Annotated in this window: 16 protein-coding genes; 5 read left to right on the forward strand and 11 right to left on the reverse strand. The window is 52.4% G+C overall.

All coding sequences use genetic code 11. The features are described from left to right. The first annotated feature begins 1,074 nt into the window (after positions 1-1,074). On the forward strand, positions 1,075-1,962 hold the full coding sequence (locus tag NNO04_RS17785; RefSeq protein ID WP_271445805.1) for a LysR family transcriptional regulator: 888 nt from the start codon (positions 1,075-1,077) through the stop codon (positions 1,960-1,962). A gap of 462 nt (positions 1,963-2,424) precedes the next feature. Here NNO04_RS17785 and phoH read toward each other — a convergent pair whose 3' ends face one another. The 5 genes from phoH to putP all read right to left on the reverse strand — a co-directional run bounded on the left by phoH (position 2,425) and on the right by putP (position 8,817). Beyond that, positions 2,425-3,213, reverse strand: a complete 789-nt coding sequence (gene phoH / locus NNO04_RS17790; protein WP_271445806.1) for a phosphate starvation-inducible protein PhoH — start codon at positions 3,211-3,213, stop codon at positions 2,425-2,427. 518 nt (positions 3,214-3,731) lie between these two features. Next, positions 3,732-5,015, reverse strand: a complete 1,284-nt coding sequence (gene efeB / locus NNO04_RS17795; RefSeq protein ID WP_271445807.1) for an iron uptake transporter deferrochelatase/peroxidase subunit — start codon at positions 5,013-5,015, stop codon at positions 3,732-3,734. 5 nt (positions 5,016-5,020) lie between these two features. After that, positions 5,021-6,148 carry an iron uptake system protein EfeO gene (gene efeO, locus NNO04_RS17800; protein WP_271445808.1) on the reverse strand — a complete coding sequence of 376 codons (1,128 nt, stop codon included), beginning with the start codon at positions 6,146-6,148 and terminating at the stop codon, positions 5,021-5,023. A gap of 56 nt (positions 6,149-6,204) precedes the next feature. Then, positions 6,205-7,038 (reverse strand): iron uptake transporter permease EfeU, encoded by an 834-nt coding sequence (efeU, locus tag NNO04_RS17805; RefSeq protein ID WP_271445809.1) that lies wholly within the window; start codon positions 7,036-7,038, stop codon positions 6,205-6,207. A 270-nt stretch (positions 7,039-7,308) separates the two neighbouring features. Then, positions 7,309-8,817 (reverse strand): sodium/proline symporter PutP, encoded by a 1,509-nt coding sequence (putP, locus tag NNO04_RS17810; RefSeq protein ID WP_271445810.1) that lies wholly within the window; start codon positions 8,815-8,817, stop codon positions 7,309-7,311. A gap of 420 nt (positions 8,818-9,237) precedes the next feature. Here putP and putA point away from each other — a divergent pair, with 420 nt between their 5' ends. Then, positions 9,238-13,200, forward strand: a complete 3,963-nt coding sequence (gene putA, locus NNO04_RS17815) for a trifunctional transcriptional regulator/proline dehydrogenase/L-glutamate gamma-semialdehyde dehydrogenase (RefSeq protein WP_271445811.1) — start codon at positions 9,238-9,240, stop codon at positions 13,198-13,200. A 58-nt stretch (positions 13,201-13,258) separates the two neighbouring features. Further along, positions 13,259-13,654 (forward strand): lysozyme inhibitor LprI family protein, encoded by a 396-nt coding sequence (locus NNO04_RS17820; RefSeq protein WP_271445812.1) that lies wholly within the window; start codon positions 13,259-13,261, stop codon positions 13,652-13,654. Here the strand turns inward: NNO04_RS17820 and rutR are convergent. From rutR to NNO04_RS17835, 3 genes are all read right to left on the reverse strand, one after another. Then, the gene (gene rutR, locus NNO04_RS17825) at positions 13,651-14,289 is read right to left on the reverse strand and encodes an HTH-type transcriptional regulator RutR (protein WP_271445813.1); all 639 of its coding nucleotides are present in this window, start codon (positions 14,287-14,289) and stop codon (positions 13,651-13,653) included. The two genes, NNO04_RS17820 and rutR, sit on opposite strands and share 4 nt — an antisense overlap. Positions 14,290-14,359: 70 nt before the next feature. Next, positions 14,360-15,295, reverse strand: a complete 936-nt coding sequence (locus tag NNO04_RS17830; protein ID WP_271445814.1) for a DMT family transporter — start codon at positions 15,293-15,295, stop codon at positions 14,360-14,362. Positions 15,296-15,448: 153 nt separating this feature from the next. After that, positions 15,449-15,622: a general stress protein gene (locus NNO04_RS17835; protein WP_162382755.1), complete on the reverse strand. Its 174-nt coding sequence runs from the start codon at positions 15,620-15,622 to the stop codon at positions 15,449-15,451. Positions 15,623-16,006: 384 nt separating this feature from the next. Here NNO04_RS17835 and wrbA point away from each other — a divergent pair, with 384 nt between their 5' ends. Together wrbA and NNO04_RS17845 are read left to right on the forward strand one after the other, a co-directional pair. Further along, a complete protein-coding gene (wrbA, locus tag NNO04_RS17840) occupies positions 16,007-16,603 on the forward strand; it encodes an NAD(P)H:quinone oxidoreductase (RefSeq protein ID WP_271445815.1) in 597 nt (198 codons plus the stop codon). Between the two features lie 20 nt (positions 16,604-16,623). Continuing rightward, on the forward strand, positions 16,624-16,851 hold the full coding sequence (locus NNO04_RS17845; protein ID WP_162380252.1) for a YccJ family protein: 228 nt from the start codon (positions 16,624-16,626) through the stop codon (positions 16,849-16,851). A 36-nt stretch (positions 16,852-16,887) separates the two neighbouring features. Here the strand turns inward: NNO04_RS17845 and agp are convergent, their stop codons facing one another. From agp to NNO04_RS17860, 3 genes are all read right to left on the reverse strand, one after another. After that, complete coding sequence (gene agp, locus NNO04_RS17850; RefSeq protein WP_271445816.1) at positions 16,888-18,129, reverse strand: bifunctional glucose-1-phosphatase/inositol phosphatase; 1,242 nt, start codon at positions 18,127-18,129, stop codon at positions 16,888-16,890. Between the two features lie 87 nt (positions 18,130-18,216). After that, positions 18,217-18,927 (reverse strand): ArsR/SmtB family transcription factor, encoded by a 711-nt coding sequence (locus tag NNO04_RS17855; protein ID WP_271445817.1) that lies wholly within the window; start codon positions 18,925-18,927, stop codon positions 18,217-18,219. A gap of 69 nt (positions 18,928-18,996) precedes the next feature. After that, entirely contained in the window at positions 18,997-19,752 is a 756-nt protein-coding gene (locus tag NNO04_RS17860) for a sulfite exporter TauE/SafE family protein (RefSeq protein ID WP_271445818.1), read from the reverse strand. Positions 19,753-19,767 lie beyond the last annotated feature (15 nt).

The following is a 19,767-nucleotide window of genomic DNA, read 5'->3' on the forward strand; positions in this document are numbered from 1 at the left end:
GCGTGACAGTCATCATTATTCTCCAGTTGTTGAGTTAGCAACACCATTGAGCCTGGTACGATAATATTGTGTAATTATTGTTGTTCGACATTCTGGCTGAATTGCAGAATAATGAATTCTGCTGGCCCCATGCCAACTTTGACGATCATTTTCTCCTGACAGACAGAATATATGTGTATTCTTTCAGACCATCAGTACATACCTAATTTGGAAAAGACTAACAGAAGCGAGTTGTCAACCATGCCTAATTTTTGCTTTCGGACTGTGCAATTTATGCTTCATATATATCAAAAGAGAATTTCCCTGTATCGTAAGACAGAATAAATTTCCCTACGACTGGTGCTAACAACATAGAATATTTAACGTGAGCTAACATCATTGCCTGAACCGTACAGGTGAATTGTTACTTCCCCCGCAATATTTCCACCACGGTGGTCAGCATTAACACCAATAACATGTTGTACTTCTGATTAGATGTTTATAAAGAATCGATGATTGTCGCTAACGCCATCATCACGCAAAATTTCTCACTACCGCGGAAGCAGACAATTGCAGCAGGGGCGGCCTGCAACGCTAACACATACTGACTATTATGGAATGTCTGCACGACACCGGCCGGGGCCATTACCCCCCCGGCGCTCAAGGGCCCAGCCTGCGGGACGGATGACACTAGTATCAACATTCGCCGTTTTGACACACTGACGAACGTCCTTCTGACCGACCGGGCGGTATACCATTCCTTCAGAACGGTCAGAAACAGGCTCGTAGATCGTAGCAATGGTCAAACTATCTTGTCCGGATATCTTCATGGCATTTAGCTTTGCGGTTAAAATTCGGACAAGTAAGACTCGGCAAGTCTGTAGGATTTAAGCAACTAAAATAAGAGTGCTTTTATAATTCACTTGATAAGCCATTTTTGCGCCAAGTGTGTGCGAAACCACTGTATTTTTAATGTTAAGAGTATTGAAAAGATATGTCTAAAGATTATACCTGTGGATTGTAAATAAATATTATATTTATCACCGGAGCTTGCCAATCCCAGACAACAGCGGACAATTTTTATACGGAGTGCACATGACTTTACTAATATCTAAAAAATTAAAATATTTTATTGTTTGTTTCGAGACCCGTTGTATTAATTATGCTGCGGATCAATTGTGTGTGACACGCTCACCTTTAGCTCGTGTTTTGTATGAACTGGAAGAAAAAATAGGAGGGAAGCTATTTATCAGGAAATATAACCAGATTGACCCCACTGAACTTGCACAGTCCCTATATGAAAAAATAAAACCTGTTCACGATTTATTATGTGATATTGAAAGTGATTTTTGCTCATCTCAAAAAAGCAACAGATTTGAATTGCTTTGTGATATTAGCGTTCCATTCATTATTTATCAGCACTTAATGACATGGTTAAAAAACACAAATCAACCTATAACATGCAGAAGGGTCTCCATTTCGTGCAAAGAAATACAGTCATTAAAAACCAATCCTAATGTAGGTATTCTTTCTTTCAGGAAAATCACATACAGTGAAGATGTTGTTTTCCATAAATACAGCGATGAATCATTGTTCATTATAATACCCAATAATATCCCAGATGAGTCATTGAAAAGCTTCAACGCAATCAAAAACGTAAAACTGTTCATCAGGAAAGATGTTTTTTCATCTGAACTTAAAGGAATTGTCTCCAAAAGTATATGCGATTTCATTCCACATGTTGAGATCATGGAAACTGAGCGGGATACTGCCTCGCTTCTCATTTCTGCCAGCGCCGGAGAAGGTATGTTACTTCTCCCTGAATGCTTAATCCCTTACTTCTCTCCCCCGGGTACGCGCACATTAGAAATTCCCAATATCAGGATCCACAGCGGGCTCTATGTTAATAGGAAGAATAAAAACAAGACTATTATTTCCGACTTGATGAAAATGTTAATTTCGATTACAAAACAAGAAAATTAAGACTCATAATCTCTCAGCACTGATTGCAGAGCCTCAATCTCTGGTGTGTATTTACGAATAATCCACATCAGAGACTCCAGGGCCACCGAAACGCCAACAGGTTCGTAATTCTCATCGACACATAATCTAAACGCCAGGGGAAGGCTGAATTCGCACATTGCAGAAGCAGCCTTCCATCAGGGGTTACCATCAAAAAAACCTACACAGATGGCGGTCTATTGCGAATAGCAGGTCACGGCAGACGGCATTTATAACGATGACCTTCTTACCTTTGTGGAACTAGCGTTAAAGAAAATTGACGAGAATGACACACTCTTTGACGTTGCCTGGGCCAATTACGGGAACAGTGATAAAAAATAATTCCTCGGGTTCCAGCAGAGTAAATTCACACTGTGCGAAATAAGCAAATACGATCAGGCTCAAAACAAAGCCCGGTTTCCCGGGCTATGAGATCACTTACCGCTAGCGGTAAGCATTAAGCGTACGTTGGCAGAGCGCTGAACGCACGCAATCGTCTTTGTTGAATCGGACAATCCCGACCATCTCATCTTCTTCAAAACGCGCTAACGCGTCACTGAGCCCTGACTGAACGTGAGCAGGTAAATCGCATTGGGTAATATCACCATTGACGATCACCGTGACGTTCTCCCCGAGGCGAGTTAAAAACATTTTCATCTGCGCAGCAGTCACATTCTGAGCCTCGTCGAGAATGACAACTGCATTTTCAAATGTACGTCCGCGCATATATGCGAACGGCGCGATTTCCACCTTACCAATCTCAGGTCGCAGGCAATACTGCATAAAAGACGCACCCAGACGTTTCACCAGCACATCATAGACCGGGCGAAAATAAGGCGCGAATTTCTCCGAAACATCCCCAGGCAAGAAGCCGAGATCTTCGTCGGCCTGCAGGACTGGACGGGTGACAATGATCCTTTCTACATCTTTATGTATCAGGGCCTCTGCTGCTTTTGCCGCGCTGATCCAGGTTTTACCACACCCGGCCTCACCCGTAGCAAAGATCAGCTGTTTACTCTCAATGGCGTTCAGGTAGTGCGCCTGAGCCTCATTTCGCGCAGCAATCGGTGTTGCGTCGCGACTGTCGCGCGCCATGCCAATTGCTTCTACGCCGCCCATCTGCACAAGCGAGGTGACCGACTCTTCTTCACGTTGCTTATGGCTACGCGAATCCCGTCTCAGCACACGCTTTGCTTCGCGACGAGCTTTGATCACTGCTTTTTGTCTTCCCATGGATAGCACCTTGAGTTGTAGGTATACATCACACGTGCCGCTGGCAGCACGATTATGCGCACACACATCTGAGGGTTGGCTTCCTTGTAAGCCATAGCTTGCTTTCTAAAAAGACACCACACGCGGCTACGCGCACCGTATACGGCGTCAGTAACAATGCTAAGAAGAAGTGAGAGAAATTTAGGGGTGACGAGTGGGCTACCGGAGGAGAAACTTCCGCGTAAGGTACTGCGGTTACTGTGAAAAACATGTCCAGTTGAGGACCTTACCATTCGCGATCTCCATAGTGAATGACCATCACTGCCGGGAACTACCGCTCATACGTATAATTACATCAGAATCGATCATTAACGCAACAACATTTTTACTTTACATTAACGAAAAATTCTCTTTGTGCTGACAGTAGTCTCTTACAGGGATATGACAAAATTATTTCAGAACATTGGTTAGCTCAAAAAATAATATCTTCATTCATGAGGATGAGAGGAATAGCCCCGCAGGAAAAGCGGGGCTGACCATCAGGCTTCCAGCAGGGATTGCCCCAGATAGCGGTCGGCGTTTTTTACGCCGGGTAGTGCGAAGAAGTAGCCGCCGCCTATCGGCTTAACGTACTCCTCGAGCGCTTCGCCATTCAGCCTTTTTTGCACGGCCAAAAAGCCTTTTTCCAGATCGTGCTGATAACAGACGAACAGCAGTCCCATATCCAGTTGTCCAGAATTGGTCACGCCGAGCGAGTAACTGTAGCCACGGCGCATCATCAGACTGGATTGGGTTTCCGCTGTGCGCGGATTCGCCAGTCGAATATGGCTGTCCAGCGCGATCACATTTCCTTCCGGGTCACTGGCGTAATCCGGTACATCATGTTCGTGCTGCATTCCCAGCGGCGCCCCGGTCTGTTTATCACGACCAAAAATGGTCTGCTGCTCTTTCAGCGGCGTCCTGTCCCAAAACTCAACGCGGAACTGAATCAGGCGGACAGCCTGATAACTGCCTCCTGTCGCCCACGCAGGTTCCCCTTGTTCTGCGGTCACCCACACCACATCCTGCATCAGCCTGGCGTCTGCGCTGTCGGGATTGGCGGTGCCATCTTTAAAGCCCAGCAGATTGACTGGCGTCTCTTTTCCCTTACTGCGTGCTGCGTGATCGGAGATAAACCCTTCCCGCTTCCAGCGCACGCTCAGGAGATCCGGTGTGTGCTTAATAATATCGCGTAGCGCATGAATCACCGTATCCTGGGTATTGGCGCAAATCTGTAAGAGCAGATCCCCGTGGCATAACCCCGCATCCAGTGAATCATTTGGAAAGCGCGTCATTTTCTGCAGTTTTTTCGGCAGATGAGCCTGTAATCCGTAGCGCTCATCGAACAACGAGTGCCCCACCGAGAGCGTCATAGTCAGATTGTCCGGTGCGATCCAGGCGCCGAGGATCCCGGAGTCCATAGGCGGCAAGCGCGGATTAGGCGTTTCAGGCGCGGGCCCTCCCGTCGTCAGGAAAGCGATACGGTGCGTCAACAAGCGAAACAGACGTTCGAGATCCGCTTTATCACTGGCCAGAATGTCAAAGGCCACCAGCACCATAGACGCCTGCTGCGGCGTGAGAATACCCGCCTGATGTTCACCGTAGAAGGGTTGCGTTTCGCTACGGGCATCCGGCGACAAGGTCCCCGGCGCACTTTGCGATTTTTGCGCATGAGCCACCGGACAGCCTCCCGCCAGCGCCAGCGCGCCGCCCAATGCTCCCATCCCTTTCAGTAAACGTCGGCGTGACGGTTCGCTCACGCCGTTTTCATTATCTTGCTGCATGGTGCTTAATCCAGACCCAGTACGCCGCGCAATTGAGACAAGTCTTCCGCCAGCGTCGTGATTGGCCCTTTCAGAGCGTTGCGATCGGCATCGGTCAGCTTGTCATAGGTTTCAAATCCCTCTTTAGTGCGATATTTCGCCAGGATTGCATCCACTTTCTTAAAGTTGGCATCCACTTTCGCCAGTAATTCTGCATTGGATTTTTGGAGCTGTGGACGCAGAAGGTTGACGATCTTTTGTGCGCCATCGATGTTTGCCTGGAAGTCCCACAGGTCAGTGCGGCTGTAGCGTTCTTCTTCACCGCTAATTTTAGTGGCGGCAACTTCTTCAATCAGAGCGGCCGCGCCGCCCACCACTTTTGACGGCGGGAACGCTAACTCGCTGATACGCGTTTGCAGATCAACCACGTCGGTATAAAGTTGGTCGGCATATTTTTCCATGCCTTTCGTACTGTTGTCGGCGAACAGGGCTTTTTCCAGGCGATGGAAGCCGGTAAATTTCGGGTCTGCCGCTTTCTGTTCGTAATCATCTTCACGCGCGTCGATACTGCCATCAAGATCAGAGAAGAGTTCCGCGATAGGTTCAATACGCTCGTAATGCTGACGCGTTGGCGCATACAGTGATTTTGCTTTCTCGATATCACCCGCTTTGATGGCATCGGTAAACGCTTTGGTGCCGGTCACCAGTTGTGCGGTTTCCGCCGTGACATAGGTTTTATACTCGGTAATCGCGCCACTCAGACTTAATATTGCGTTGCTTTGCGCCGCATCCGCCGTTGCACTGCCTTTCACGATCAGCTTCCCTTTCGGGTTGGTCAGCAGACCGCAGGTCATGTCATATTCACCCGGTTGCAGATTTACGGTCATTTTCTGACTGAAACCTGGGGCGATATTTTCTCGTTCTTCTACTACCATCACGCCTTTGAGGATTTCCCACTCCAGCGCTTTCTGGCTGTGGTTCAAAATAATGAACTGCGTTTTTCCGGCATTCACTGTGAGGGTCATCGGTTCACACTGTTTATCATTAACGGTGACTTTAACCTGTGGAATATCAGCTGCATGAGCAGTAAAAGCGGAGGCGAACAGCGCAGCAATACCCAGCTGTAGCGCGTTACGGCGGAAGTTAATCGTCATGACTCATCCCTTTAAATAAGTATGTTGTAACTAAATAATTTTCTGCGCCACATTTTTCAGGGTGCTGTACGAGACGCGGTCGTACCTGCACGAGGCGGCAGCGCAAACAGCACCAACGCCGGAATCAGATAGATAAACCAGACCGCGACTTCACTCACGCTGGGCGCTTCCTGATATCCAAAAATACCCTCCATCAACGTTCCAAACAGCGAATGGGTTGAGAGAATATTGCTCATATCAAATGCCACATCCTGGAAATGGTTCCACAGTCCCGCTTCGTGAAACGCACGGATCGCACCCGCGGCAAGCCCGGCCGCAACCAGCAAAATGAACAGGCTGGTCCATTTGAAAAAAGCGCCAAGATTAAGGCGGATCCCGCCCCAATAAAGTAAGAAACCGAGCACCACTGCGGTTGCCAGCCCCAGCATCGCACCCAGCGGTGGCCAGAACCCCACGTCCTGTTGAAACGCGGCCAACAGGAAGAACACCGATTCAAGGCCTTCACGGGCAACGGCGAAGAAGACCATCATGACCAACGCCCAGCCGTGATGATTTCCCCGCTGCAAGGCAGTATCGACAGCCTGCTCCAGTTGTACTTTGACGTTGCGCGACACTTTGCGCATCCAGAACACCATCCAGGTCAGGATCACCACGGCAATGACTGCCACAATGCCTTCAAACAGTTCTTGTTCCTTTTGTGGAAATTCACCTGTGGTTTCATTGATGATGATCCCCAGCGCCAGGCACAATCCCGCCGCCAGTATCACCCCAATCCACATCACACCAATCCAGCGACCACGCTGGGTACGCTTCAGATAGCTGGCGATCAAACTCACAATCAGCGCAGCTTCTAACCCTTCGCGTAACATAATTAGAAACGGAACAAACATGCCGTGGGCCCTTAAACGTTATTCTTAGTCAACTGATGCAAAGAAAAGTAAATTGCAGTGATAGTGATTATCATTACAGAGAAAGAAAACTCAAGCAGAATGTTTTGATTATGATGAAAGAATGTAAATACTTAGCTGATTAATGGTTATTAATTCTTTGTGGGATGCTGAGACGAAAAAGCCCGCACGTGGCGGGCTGGAGAGAGTTTTTGCCGGATGATGATGCGTAAGCGTCTTATCCGGCCAGCAGTTCGCTGCCTTCAGGCTCTGTTACTGCTCCTGCAGACGCGATGGCGGTGCCGAATGGTAGTGCGCATCCGCTTTCGCAAAGCGCGCCTGCATGGCGGCAGACGGTGCTTTGTCCAGCAGACTGAAGACGACGATACCAACGCTACCGAAAATAAAGCCCGGAATGATTTCATACAGACCCAGCCAGGCGAACTGTTTCCAGACGATGACCGTTACAGCACCGATGATCATTCCAGCCAGAGCACCGTTGCGGGTCATGCGCGACCACATTACAGAAAACAGTACCACTGGACCAAATGCAGCGCCAAAACCAGCCCAGGCGTAACTTACCAGGCCAAGAACCCGATTATTAGGGTTGGCCGCCAGCGCGATAGATACCAGCGCCACCACCAGCACCATCAGGCGCCCTACCCACACTAATTCTTGCTGGCTGGCACCTTTGCGCAGGAAAGCTTTGTACAGATCTTCGGTAATCGCACTGGAGCACACCAGCAACTGGCAGCTCAGAGTCGACATCACCGCCGCCAGAATGGCAGACAGCAGAATACCGGCAATCCACGGGTTGAACAGAATTTGCGCCAGTTCGATGAATACACGCTCAGAGTTCTGGTTAACCGCCCCAGCCAGTGCCGGATTATCGTTGAAGTAAGCGATACCGAAGAAGCCGACGGCTACTGCCCCCGCCAGACACAGGATCATCCAGGTCATACTGATACGACGCGCATGCACAATGCTGTGGTGCGAGTCCGCCGCCATGAAACGCGCCAGGATATGCGGCTGACCGAAGTAACCCAGCCCCCAGCCCATCAGGGAAATAATGGCGACAAAATTCAGCCCTTTGAGCATGTCCACATTCTCAATGCTCTTTTGCTTGATCACTTCCAGCGAGTCGCCAAAACCACCCACGGCGATAATGACCATAACCGGGGTCAGGATCAGCGCAAAAATCATCAGACTGGCCTGAACGGTATCGGTCCAGCTTACCGCGAGGAAACCGCCAATAAAGGTATAAATGATGGTCGCGGCTGCCCCTGCCCACAACGCCGTTTCATAGCTCATGCCGAAGGTGCTTTCAAACAGACGCGCCCCCGCCACAATGCCAGAAGCACAATAGATGGTGAAAAACAGCAGAATAACCAACGCGGAGATAATACGCAGAATGCGGCTATTGTCTTCAAAACGTCCGGTGAAATAGTCCGGCAAGGTTAACGCGTTATTGTTGTATTCGGTATGCACGCGCAGACGGCCCGCCACCAATTTCCAGTTAATCCACGCGCCTAATGTCAGGCCAATTGCAATCCAGCTTTCTGAAATGCCCGAAATGAAAATCGCGCCTGGCAGCCCCATCAGTAACCAGCCGCTCATATCCGATGCGCCCGCCGATAATGCGGTCACAAATGGACCAAGGCTACGGCCCCCCAGAATATAATCATCAAAGTTCTTCGTTGAACGCCATGCCATAAACCCAATTAATATCATGCCCAAAATATAGACACAAAATGTCACCAGCATCGGTGTGCTAATAGCCATCAAAAATCTCCAGAATCATTTATCGGCAATATCGATACTTGCCGTTTATCCCCTGCCGGAACGTGGCAGTGGTGTATATGTTTACCAGGGCGACCGTATCCTGCCGGAAGCTGTGGTCATTCACAATCGATTTAACACACCATTTACATCATTTTTTTATTCGACGGCATACCATTTTTCTATAGGTTGCACTCTCTCACATTTTTCAAGGTTGCACCTTTTAAAAGTGTTAACTACCGCAGAGAAAATAATTCACTTTTTATTTCCCGATTAGAGAACACCCAGCCAATATTTAACAATTCATTCATTTTTAAGCTTGCAAGCCACATCACACTTAACAAGGTTGCACAAAGTTGCAACATAGTAGATATTTCTCGATAACCATTAGTACTACTTACCAGAATAACAGGAGCACACGGCATGGGAACCACCACGATGGGGGTTAAGCTGGATGACGCGACGCGCGAACGTATTAAATCAGCGGCAATACGTATCGATCGCACCCCACACTGGCTCATCAAACAGGCAATTTTTAATTATCTGGAAAAACTGGAAAACAATGACGATCTGCCAGAACTCCCGGCACTACTGGCAGGTGCGGCAAACGAAGGCGAAGAGTCCCTCGCCCACCCGGATGAAATCCACCAGCCTTTCCTCGAGTTTGCTGAGCATATTTTACCCCAGTCGGTTTCACGCGCCGCCATCACCAGCGCATACCGTCGCGCCGAAACGGATGCCGTCGCGATGCTGATGGAGCAGGCTCGCCTGCCGCAACCTGTTGCAGAACAGGCGCATAAACTGGCCTGGCAACTGGCGGAAAAACTCCGCAACCAGAAAACGGCCAGCGGTCGTGCCGGCATGGTTCAAAGCCTGTTGCAGGAGTTCTCCCTCTCTTCGCAAGAAGGGGTGGCGTTGATGTGTCTGGCGGAAGCGCTGCTGCGTATTCCCGATAAAGCCACGCGCGATGCGCTGATCCGCGACAAAATCAGTAATGGCAACTGGCAGTCACACATTGGCCGCAGCCCGTCGCTGTTTGTCAACGCGGCGACCTGGGGTCTGCTGTTCACCGGTAAACTGGTGTCAACGCATAACGAAGCCAACCTCTCCCGTTCACTGAACCGTATTATCGGCAAGAGCGGTGAGCCGCTGATCCGCAAAGGCGTGGATATGGCGATGCGCCTGATGGGCGAACAGTTCGTAACCGGAGAAACCATTGCAGAAGCGCTGGCTAATGCGCGCAAGCTGGAAGATAAAGGTTTCCGCTACTCCTACGACATGCTGGGTGAAGCCGCGCTGACCGCGGTAGATGCCCAGGCCTATATGGTTTCCTACCAGCAGGCAATCCACGCGATTGGTAAGGCCTCGAACGGTCGCGGTATTTACGAAGGTCCGGGCATCTCCATCAAGCTCTCGGCGCTGCACCCGCGCTATAGCCGCGCGCAGTATGACCGCGTCATGGAAGAGCTGTACCCGCGCCTGAAGTCTCTAACCCTGCTGGCGCGCCAGTACGATATCGGTATTAACATCGATGCCGAGGAAGCCGATCGTCTGGAGATCTCGCTCGACCTGCTGGAAAAACTCTGTTTTGAACCGGAACTGGCAGGCTGGAACGGTATTGGCTTTGTTATCCAGGCTTACCAGAAACGCTGCCCGTTGGTGATTGATTATCTGGTAGACCTGGCGACTCGCTCGCGCCGCCGTCTGATGATCCGTCTGGTGAAAGGCGCCTACTGGGATAGCGAAATCAAACGCGCGCAGATGGACGGTCTGGAAGGTTATCCTGTTTATACGCGTAAGGTGTATACCGATGTTTCTTACCTTGCCTGTGCGAAGAAACTGCTTGGCGTGCCGAACCTGATTTATCCGCAGTTCGCCACCCACAACGCCCACACGCTGGCGGCGATTTATCAACTGGCTGGGCAAAACTATTATCCGGGTCAGTATGAGTTCCAGTGCCTGCATGGCATGGGCGAACCCCTGTACGAGCAAGTCACCGGTAAGGTTGCCGACGGTAAACTCAACCGTCCTTGCCGCATTTATGCGCCAGTCGGCACGCACGAAACGCTGCTGGCCTACCTGGTGCGCCGCCTGCTGGAAAACGGGGCGAATACCTCTTTTGTTAACCGCATCGCCGACGCCACGTTACCACTGGATGAACTGGTGGCTGATCCCGTTGAGGCCGTCGAGAAACTGGCGCAACAGGAAGGACAAGCCGGGCTCCCGCATCCAAAAATTGCGCTGCCTCGCGACCTCTATGGTGAGGGCCGGGAGAACTCCGGCGGTCTGGATCTGGCCAACGAACACCGTCTGGCCTCTCTTTCCTCCGCCCTGCTCAATAGCGCCCTGCAAAAATGGCAGGCGAAACCGATGCTGGAACAGTCGGTTGTCGACGGTGAAATGGTGCCTGTGATTAACCCTGCAGAGCCAAAAGATACCGTCGGTTTCGTGCGCGAAGCCAACCAAGGGGAAGTCGAGCAAGCGCTGCAAAGCGCGGTGGATAGCGCCCCTATCTGGTTTGCCACACCGCCGCAGGAGCGCGCCGCGATTTTGCAACGCGCCGCCGTGTTGATGGAAAGTCAGATGCAGCAACTGATTGGCATTCTGGTGCGCGAAGCCGGTAAAACCTTCAGCAACGCCATTGCCGAAGTGCGTGAAGCCGTGGACTTCCTGCACTATTACGCAGGCCAGGTACGCGATGATTTCGACAATGAAACACACCGTCCGTTAGGTCCGGTAGTCTGCATCAGCCCCTGGAACTTCCCACTGGCGATTTTCACCGGACAGGTCGCCGCTGCACTGGCGGCAGGCAACAGTGTGCTGGCAAAACCGGCAGAACAGACGCCGCTGATCGCCGCTCAGGGGATTGCGATCCTGCGTGAAGCGGGCGTGCCTGCCGGCGTTGTGCAGTTGCTGCCAGGTCGGGGCGAAACCGTAGGCGCGCAACTGACCGCCGATAATCGTGTGCGCGGTGTGATGTTTACCGGTTCAACAGAAGTCGCCACGCTGTTGCAACGCACGCTCGCCACACGCCTGGATGCTCAGGGTCGTCCGATCCCGCTGATTGCGGAAACCGGCGGAATGAACGCCATGATTGTTGATTCATCAGCCCTCACCGAACAGGTGGTGGTGGATGTGCTGGCTTCCGCGTTTGACAGTGCCGGGCAGCGCTGCTCTGCCCTGCGCGTATTGTGTCTGCAGGACGACATCGCTGAACATACCCTGAAGATGCTGCGCGGCGCGATGGCCGAATGTCGGATGGGCAATCCGGGTCGCCTGACCACGGATATCGGTCCGGTTATCGACCATGAAGCAAAAAGCAACATCGAAGGCCATATTCAGGCCATGCGCGCTAAAGGCCGTCCGGTGTTCCAGGCCGTCCGTGAAAACAGCGACGATGCCCGTGAATGGCAGACCGGAACCTTTATCGCCCCGACGTTGATTGAGCTGGAAAGCTTTGACGAGCTGCAAAAAGAGGTGTTCGGACCGGTGCTCCACGTGGTGCGCTACAACCGTAACAATCTGGATGCGTTGATCGAACAAATTAACGCCTCCGGGTACGGGCTGACGCTCGGCGTACACACCCGTATCGATGAAACGATCGCCCAGGTCACCGGCTCGGCACGTGTGGGTAACCTGTACGTTAACCGCAACATGGTCGGCGCGGTGGTCGGCGTGCAGCCGTTTGGCGGCGAAGGGTTATCCGGAACCGGACCAAAAGCAGGCGGTCCGCTGTATCTGTACCGCCTTCTGGCAAACCGCCCGGAGAAAGCATTGGGGACGACGCTGGCGCGTCAGGATGCCCACTACGCTGTCGATGCCCAGGTAAAATCAGCGCTAATTCAGCCGCTGGAAGCATTAACGCAATGGGCAGAAAACAGCCCGGAACTGCGCGCGCTCTGCCAGCAGTTCAGCGAGCTCAGCCAGTCCGGGACACAACGCGTACTGCCAGGCCCCACCGGGGAACGCAACACCTGGACACTGTTGCCGCGCGAACGTGTGTTATGTCTGGCGGAAGACGAGCAGGATGCCCTGGTCCAGATTGCCGCCGTCTTGTCGGTCGGCAGTCTGATTTTGTGGCCGGATGATAGCGCCCATCGTGAGCTGGCAAAACGCCTGCCTGCCGCCGTTGCAAAGCGTATTCAGTTTGCGAAACGCGATGGGCTGACGTCGCAACCGTTCGATGCGGTGCTCTTCCACGGTGACTCCGATCAGCTGCGCGCCCTGTGTGAAGCCGTTGCCGCACGCGAAGGAGCCATCGTTTCTGTACAGGGATTTGCCCGTGGTGAAACCAATATTCTGCTGGAGCGGCTGTACATTGAACGTTCCCTCAGCGTTAACACCGCGGCTGCCGGAGGTAACGCCAGCCTGATGACAATTGGCTAAGGCTGTGGTTAATTAAGGCTCCGGTAACGGAGCTTTTTTTATGGAGCCAGAGGGAAGCATGAACCGAATTTTACTGACGTGTGCTGCGCTGCTGTTGAGCAGTCAGGCGCTGGCCGATGACTGCGCAAACGCCAGCACGCAAACCGAAATGAACACCTGCGCCGCCGCACAATTTCAGGCAGCCGATAAAAAACTCAATGAGACCTATCAGAATGCGCTAACCCGCGCCGCGCCGCCGCAGCGTGAATTGCTGAAAAAAGCGCAGGCCGCATGGATTGCGCTCAGAGATGCTGATTGCGCATTACTCAGCTCCGGTACGGAAGGCGGTAGCGCTCAGGCCATGATCGCCAGTCAGTGTCTGGCGGACAAAACCGCTGAGCGCGACGCGTTTTTAGCCTCGCTGCTCCAGTGTGAAGAAGGTGATTTAAGCTGCCCGTTGCCGCCCGCCGGTTAACGCACGCGAATGCCTTCAATGATCATCCGCTGAACGCTCTCAACCGTTTGGTTAAAAAAGGCTTCATCACGCAGCGTTGCGCCCGTCACGGCTTCCACCTGAGGGGCAAAATCCGCGTAATGTTGCGTTGAAGCCCAAATCATAAAGATAAGATGGTGCGGATCGACAGGCGCAAGCTTGCCGCTGTCGATCCAGCCAGCGATAAGCGCAGATTTCTCGTCAATCAACTTCTTCAAATCGCCCGTTAACTCTTCCATCAGCAACGGCGCCCCCGCCAGCATTTCCATGCAAAACAGCCTTGAGGCCTGCGGGTAATCACGGGAAACCTCCAGCTTCAGGCGAATGTACTCTTTGATAGCCACCAGCGGTGCAAAATCCTCACGAAACGCCTTCAGCGGCGCCAGCCAGATGTCGAGGATCTGACGCAGTACCGCCACATACAGCGCCTCTTTTGACGGGTAATAATAGAGAAGATTGGTTTTGGATACGCCAGCCAGTTCAGCAACCTGCTCAAGCCGGGTGCCATGAATGCCATACTGGGAAAAGGTGTTTAATGCGGCGTTAAGAATGGCCTGGCGTTTTGCGCTGACGGCCTGTGAACGTTTACCTGGTTTTTTGACTGCGCTTTGTGCCATGCGCCCTCTCCTTTTTTATTTGCCATGATCATAACAAAACTTGCAGGGGTTAACCCAGGATTGGTTTTGCTTACTGAGGGTCCGATGGCACTTGCGACGCGTCGTCAGCGGCGTTCTCCACTGAAGGTGTTTTCCGTTTTAACTTCAATTCACTGACCAGCACGCCCGCAATAATAAATACCGCGCCCAACAGCGCCAGTAACGGTAAACGCTCCCCGGCAATGCGGCCAAAAATCCCTGCCCATACCGGTTCACCGGTATAAATGACCGTTGCCCGCGTCGGCGAAACGCTGCGCTGCGCCCAGTTCATCGTCACCTGAATAATGGCACTGAAGATCCCAAGGCCGAGCGCGACCACCAGCAATCCCGTGGACATCGGCGGGACTGACTCCCCGGCCGGAACCATAGCGATAAACGCCACCAGCGATGCCGTGGCCAGTTGCACCACCGTCACCCGACGGACATCGACCTTCCCCGCCCATGCGCTGATAAGAATAATTTCTGCGGCAATCGCCACCGCGCTGGCAAGCGTAATCAACTCGCCTTCGCCCAGCGCCAGTAAATTGTCGCCTGGCCCCGCAAGAAAAATCAGTCCAATGAACGCCAGCACGATGCCTGCGCAGGGCATCAAACCCGGCATCCGTCCCAGGCAAAGCCATTGCAGCAAGGGCACCAGCGGCACATACATCGCCGTGATAAAGGCAGATTTGCTGCTAGGGATGAACTGTAACCCCCAGGTTTGCAGGCTGTAGCCGAGCGCTATCGAGACACCGATCGCCACACCCGCTTTACATTCCAGCCAGGTTAATCCGCGCAATGTGCGCAGCGACAACAACGCCACAGCCAGCGCCGCTGTCGCAAAACGAATACCGACAAAGAAAAACGGCCCACTCTGCGTGACCGCATATTGCACGGCCAGAAAGGTACCACCCCAAAACATCGTGATGATGATGAGAATGGCTTCCTGGGGCTTTATGGAGAAGGAATAACCTGAACGTCGTGACATGGGACACCTGATGAGCAGAATCCCTTTAGTCTGCGTTGCGTTTTGTTACAGTTCAACCTTGCAGACCAAAAAAACCGCCGGAATATCCGGCGGCGGTGGCATCATGGCGTGTGCGTTTCACCTGAACCCAACGCCATGAAAGATTCAGACAGGCTAGCTGTTACGGTTACCGTGACTACTTTTGCCCCCTTTTTTGCCTGCTTCTGATGCACGTTGCGGATCGTTCTTGAAGTTACCCCCGCTGTTTTGGCCACCTTTACGGCCTGCTTCTGATGCTCTTTCACGGTCTTCCGCAAAGTTGCCGGAACCGCCCCGATGGTTTGCCATTACTGACCTCCGTCATTGATTAGACATCATACTGCATAGGTACCGAGGAGTGACTCCTCACACAACAGATGGACATCGCCATCATTTTCGCTGCGTGGGAATAAGCTTAGTGAAGATCCCTCTGGCGGCCAGTAAACCGTAATATCCTGCAACAGGATCACCGTAATAAAAGAAATAATCCCCCACGGAAATCAATAAGCCTTTCTTATGACTGGGAAAATCACATGGTTAAAAATGTATCATTTTGCGTCAACGAGAAGTTGTGTGAATATTGTTATAAATCAAAAGAATGGTTGTGAAATTTGCACTCTCCCCAGTACGTCATATCTTTAAATGGAGGTAGCGAATCGCTACGGAGACGATAAAACCGAGGAGTAGTGCAAAATGGCAAAAGTTCTGGTGCTTTATTATTCCATGTACGGACACATTGAAACCATGGCGCATGCGGTGGCTGAAGGGGCAAGTAAGGTACAAGGCGCTGAGGTTGTCGTTAAGCGCGTACCAGAAACGATGCATCCTGATATCTTCGCAAAAGCCGGGGGTAAAACGCAGAACGCACCCGTTGCAACACCGCAGGAACTTCCAGAATATGACGCAATTATTTTTGGCACCCCCACGCGTTTTGGCAATATGTCCGGTCAAATGCGCACCTTCCTGGATCAAACCGGCGGGCTGTGGGCTTCCGGCGCACTGTACGGCAAACTCGCCAGTGTCTTTAGTTCAACCGGAACCGGCGGCGGTCAGGAGCAAACCATTACATCAACCTGGACCACCCTGGCGCATCACGGCATGGTGATTGTGCCTATCGGGTATGCCGCACAGGAATTGTTTGACGTTTCACAGGTTCGTGGCGGAACGCCGTATGGCGCGACCACGATTGCAGGCGGTGACGGCTCACGACAGCCAAGCCAGGAGGAACTCTCCATTGCGCGCTACCAGGGCGAATATGTCGCTGGCCTGGCAGTAAAACTTAACGGCTAATCTTCAACAGGAGGATTCGAATGCCAACTCAAGAAGCGAAAGCTCATCGCGTCGGCGAATGGGCAAGTCTGCGTAATACGTCACCAGAAATAGCCGAGGCCATTTTTGAAGTCGCCCAGTACGACGAGAAACTGGCGGAAAAGATTTGGGAAGAAGGCAGCGATGAAGTGTTGATCAAAGCCTTCAATAAAACAGATAAAGATTCGCTCTATTGGGGCGAGCAAACCATCGATCGTAAAAACGTGTAGCGATCACTCCCCCGTTCGCACGGGGGAGCCTTTCACTTAGTTTGCCGCGTCGTTCAGTACACGATCAAACTTGTCGATCGGGCAGAATCCATTTGAATCTATCGGACAGCCTTTCAGCTCCAGCGTCACACGCTGCGCCGGTGATTTCAGCGTCAGAACCTCCGCATTACGCAATTGCTGCGAGCTTTGGTACACATACTCTATTTTCATCAGATCGCGATTGGCTTTACTGTCATGCCAGCGCTGGAACACGATTTTACCGCCAATCGGCGTACGTTCATTCTGGTTATGTAACTGATAGGGTTTGAAATCCAGCGCGGTCAACAGTGACGCGATATTTGAGTCATGGCCGACCAGGACGGTGATTTTCGGCGCGCTACTGCGCTCACTCACCAACGCTTTATCAATATATTTCACCAGCGGTTGGGCCACATTGCGCGCCACCTCGGCGGAGGTAAACAGGCTATCCTGATAACCGTTCTTCAGTTTCGACAGCACTTTCCATTGTTGGTCGGTTTTGATCTCGCCCCACGCCACCTTTTCCATCGGGAACCCTTCGTAATACTGCAGCGTAAAGGCATCGACCAGCGAATTTCCCACCTTCAATGGACCTGAAACGCCGGGTTCTTGTTGGTATTTCGCGCTAAAGTTGTCTTTGGCGTCGAGAAGCGAACATTGCTGTTTTTCTTTGCAGGACGGCGAGTCTTTGTAGTTAGTCATCTGCTCCAGCAACTGATAGCTCTCATTAAGATGCATCTGGCTGCGCTCTTTCTCCATCGCGAGAACCGCTTTCTGGCTAAAAGCCGCGGAATCATCGGTGATCACCGGGTTAAAGGTCGGGTCCATGGTGCCCATTTTTTCCTGATGGTGTACAGGAATGTCGCACCCCGGGAATGCCCCGGTGATAAAGAACTGCGCCGTCGCCACCGTGCGTTGCAGGCTGTTGGCGTAGGTGTAGACCGCATCCGGCGCCGGGCATTCGCCTGACTTCACCATCCCCTGCTCTGCCAGCCACTCACGCATATAATGGCCCATATACACTTCCAGTATCCCGCCTTTGGTGGTGAGCTGACCGCCAGGCACATCCCATTCAGGCCACTTGTTTGGCGTAGATTGTTCAAGGACGCTGCCATTATTGGCCAACGGCGCGCGCAGGTTATGGCGGCTCATCATTAACACTTGTTGCAGTTGATACCCTTCTGGCGTGCTCTGCGCCTGCGCGTGGCCAGACACCAATAAAACCCCTGCCACACTGGCGGCGAGTAACGATTTTTTCATCCCTACAACCTCTTGTTGTTATCAAATTTTTCTAAGTGTGACAGAAGTATGACATTTTTCCGGGAACGCTTTCGCAAAACGGAAGATTTACCGCAACGCGGTAATGCCAAAGTGAAGCTGAAGTTTACGGATCCCCAATTGCGTAAAAGTGACCTGGCGACTGCCCGCTGTGGTGGTGATCCATCGCTGTTGTTCGAACCAGGTCAACAGGGCGGCCCCGAGAACGCCCCCGGTATGGTAGCGCCGTTCGCTCCAGTCCAGGCAGCCGCAGCTCAACTTTCTACGCGAGACTCCCGCGCCAATCTCAATTCCCAGCTCGGTGAGTTTTGCCTGCCCCAGCGGCGTTAACGCATCGCCCTGGGCCGTTACCCATTGCCGGGAAACCAGGGTGTCAAAAAGCATGACGGCGATTTCTCCCGCAAGGTGGTCATAGCAGGTGCGGGCATGGCGTAAGCCTGGTGGCGTGGTAATTTTACGTGTCGCGGATGACGCCCACGCGACCCCCATTAATCGTTCCAGTAATTGCGCTATCTCTGTACTTGCCAGCCGAAAATAGCGATGTCTCCCCTGAGCCAGCGAGATAACAAAGCGTTGTTCACATAAACGCGCCAGATGCGCGCTGGCGGTGGAGGCTGAAACATCCGCCACCGCACTCAGTTCCGTTGCCGTCCACGCGCGCCCATCCATTAAGGCGCTCAACATGCGTGAGCGCGATTTATCCGCCATTACCGCAGCGGTCAGCGCCATCCTTGACTCGAGTTCGAACTGCTCTTCATTTTCTGAAATCAACGACGCCATAAGCCCCCCTTTGTCCCGGATAATCTGCATTAACCCTGGCACGCAATCCCCGCAACGTCACGATGGCACTTACACCGCCCGAACGATCATCTCGCTCCCGAGCCCCATCAGGCAGAGTAAAAAGCACCGCTTAAACACCTGCGGTGAAATCACCCGGCGAACACGGGTGCCGATCCACTGCCCGACAAGCGCGGGAATAATGGCGAATGCCGATAAGGTGACAGACTGAACCGGCAACGCGCCGTGCCACCATAATCCGAGCGCTAATGCCAGCGTCGAGAAGGTGAAAGAGATACCCAACGCCTGCACCAGCTCCTCTTTCTCAAATCCAAGGGACTGGAGCCACGGCACAGCGGGCATCACGAAAACACCCGTGCCGCCAGTCAGCAGTCCCGTCACCACGCCGACCATCATTGACACCGGTTTTTCACGCTGCGGATCGACCCGGATTCGTTTCCCGGCCAGTGTCCACAGCGCGTAAAGAATCAGTGCGACGCCAAGCGCAAACTGAGTGCGGCGGGTATCGCCACCTGCAATCCAGACGCTGGCAAGCAGTGTGGCGATGACGACCATGGAAAGCATCGGCCAGAGACGTTTTAGCAATGTTCGGGTATTGCCCCCACCGCCGAATTGAAACAGATTGCTGATCAGTGACGGTAACAGCAGCATCGCGGCGGCGGCAACCGGGGAGACCAGCGCCCCCAGAATCCCCATCGCCACGGTGGGTAGCCCCATACCAGTGACGCCTTTCACCATTCCCGCCAGTACAAATGTAGCGGTGATCATCAACATCAGGTAAAGCCCGGACTCCCAGAATACGACCATACGTTGTTCCCCCAG

Origin of the sequence: Citrobacter sp. Awk 4 (assembly GCF_028069725.1) — a bacterium.
Lineage (GTDB): Bacteria > Pseudomonadota > Gammaproteobacteria > Enterobacterales > Enterobacteriaceae > Citrobacter_D.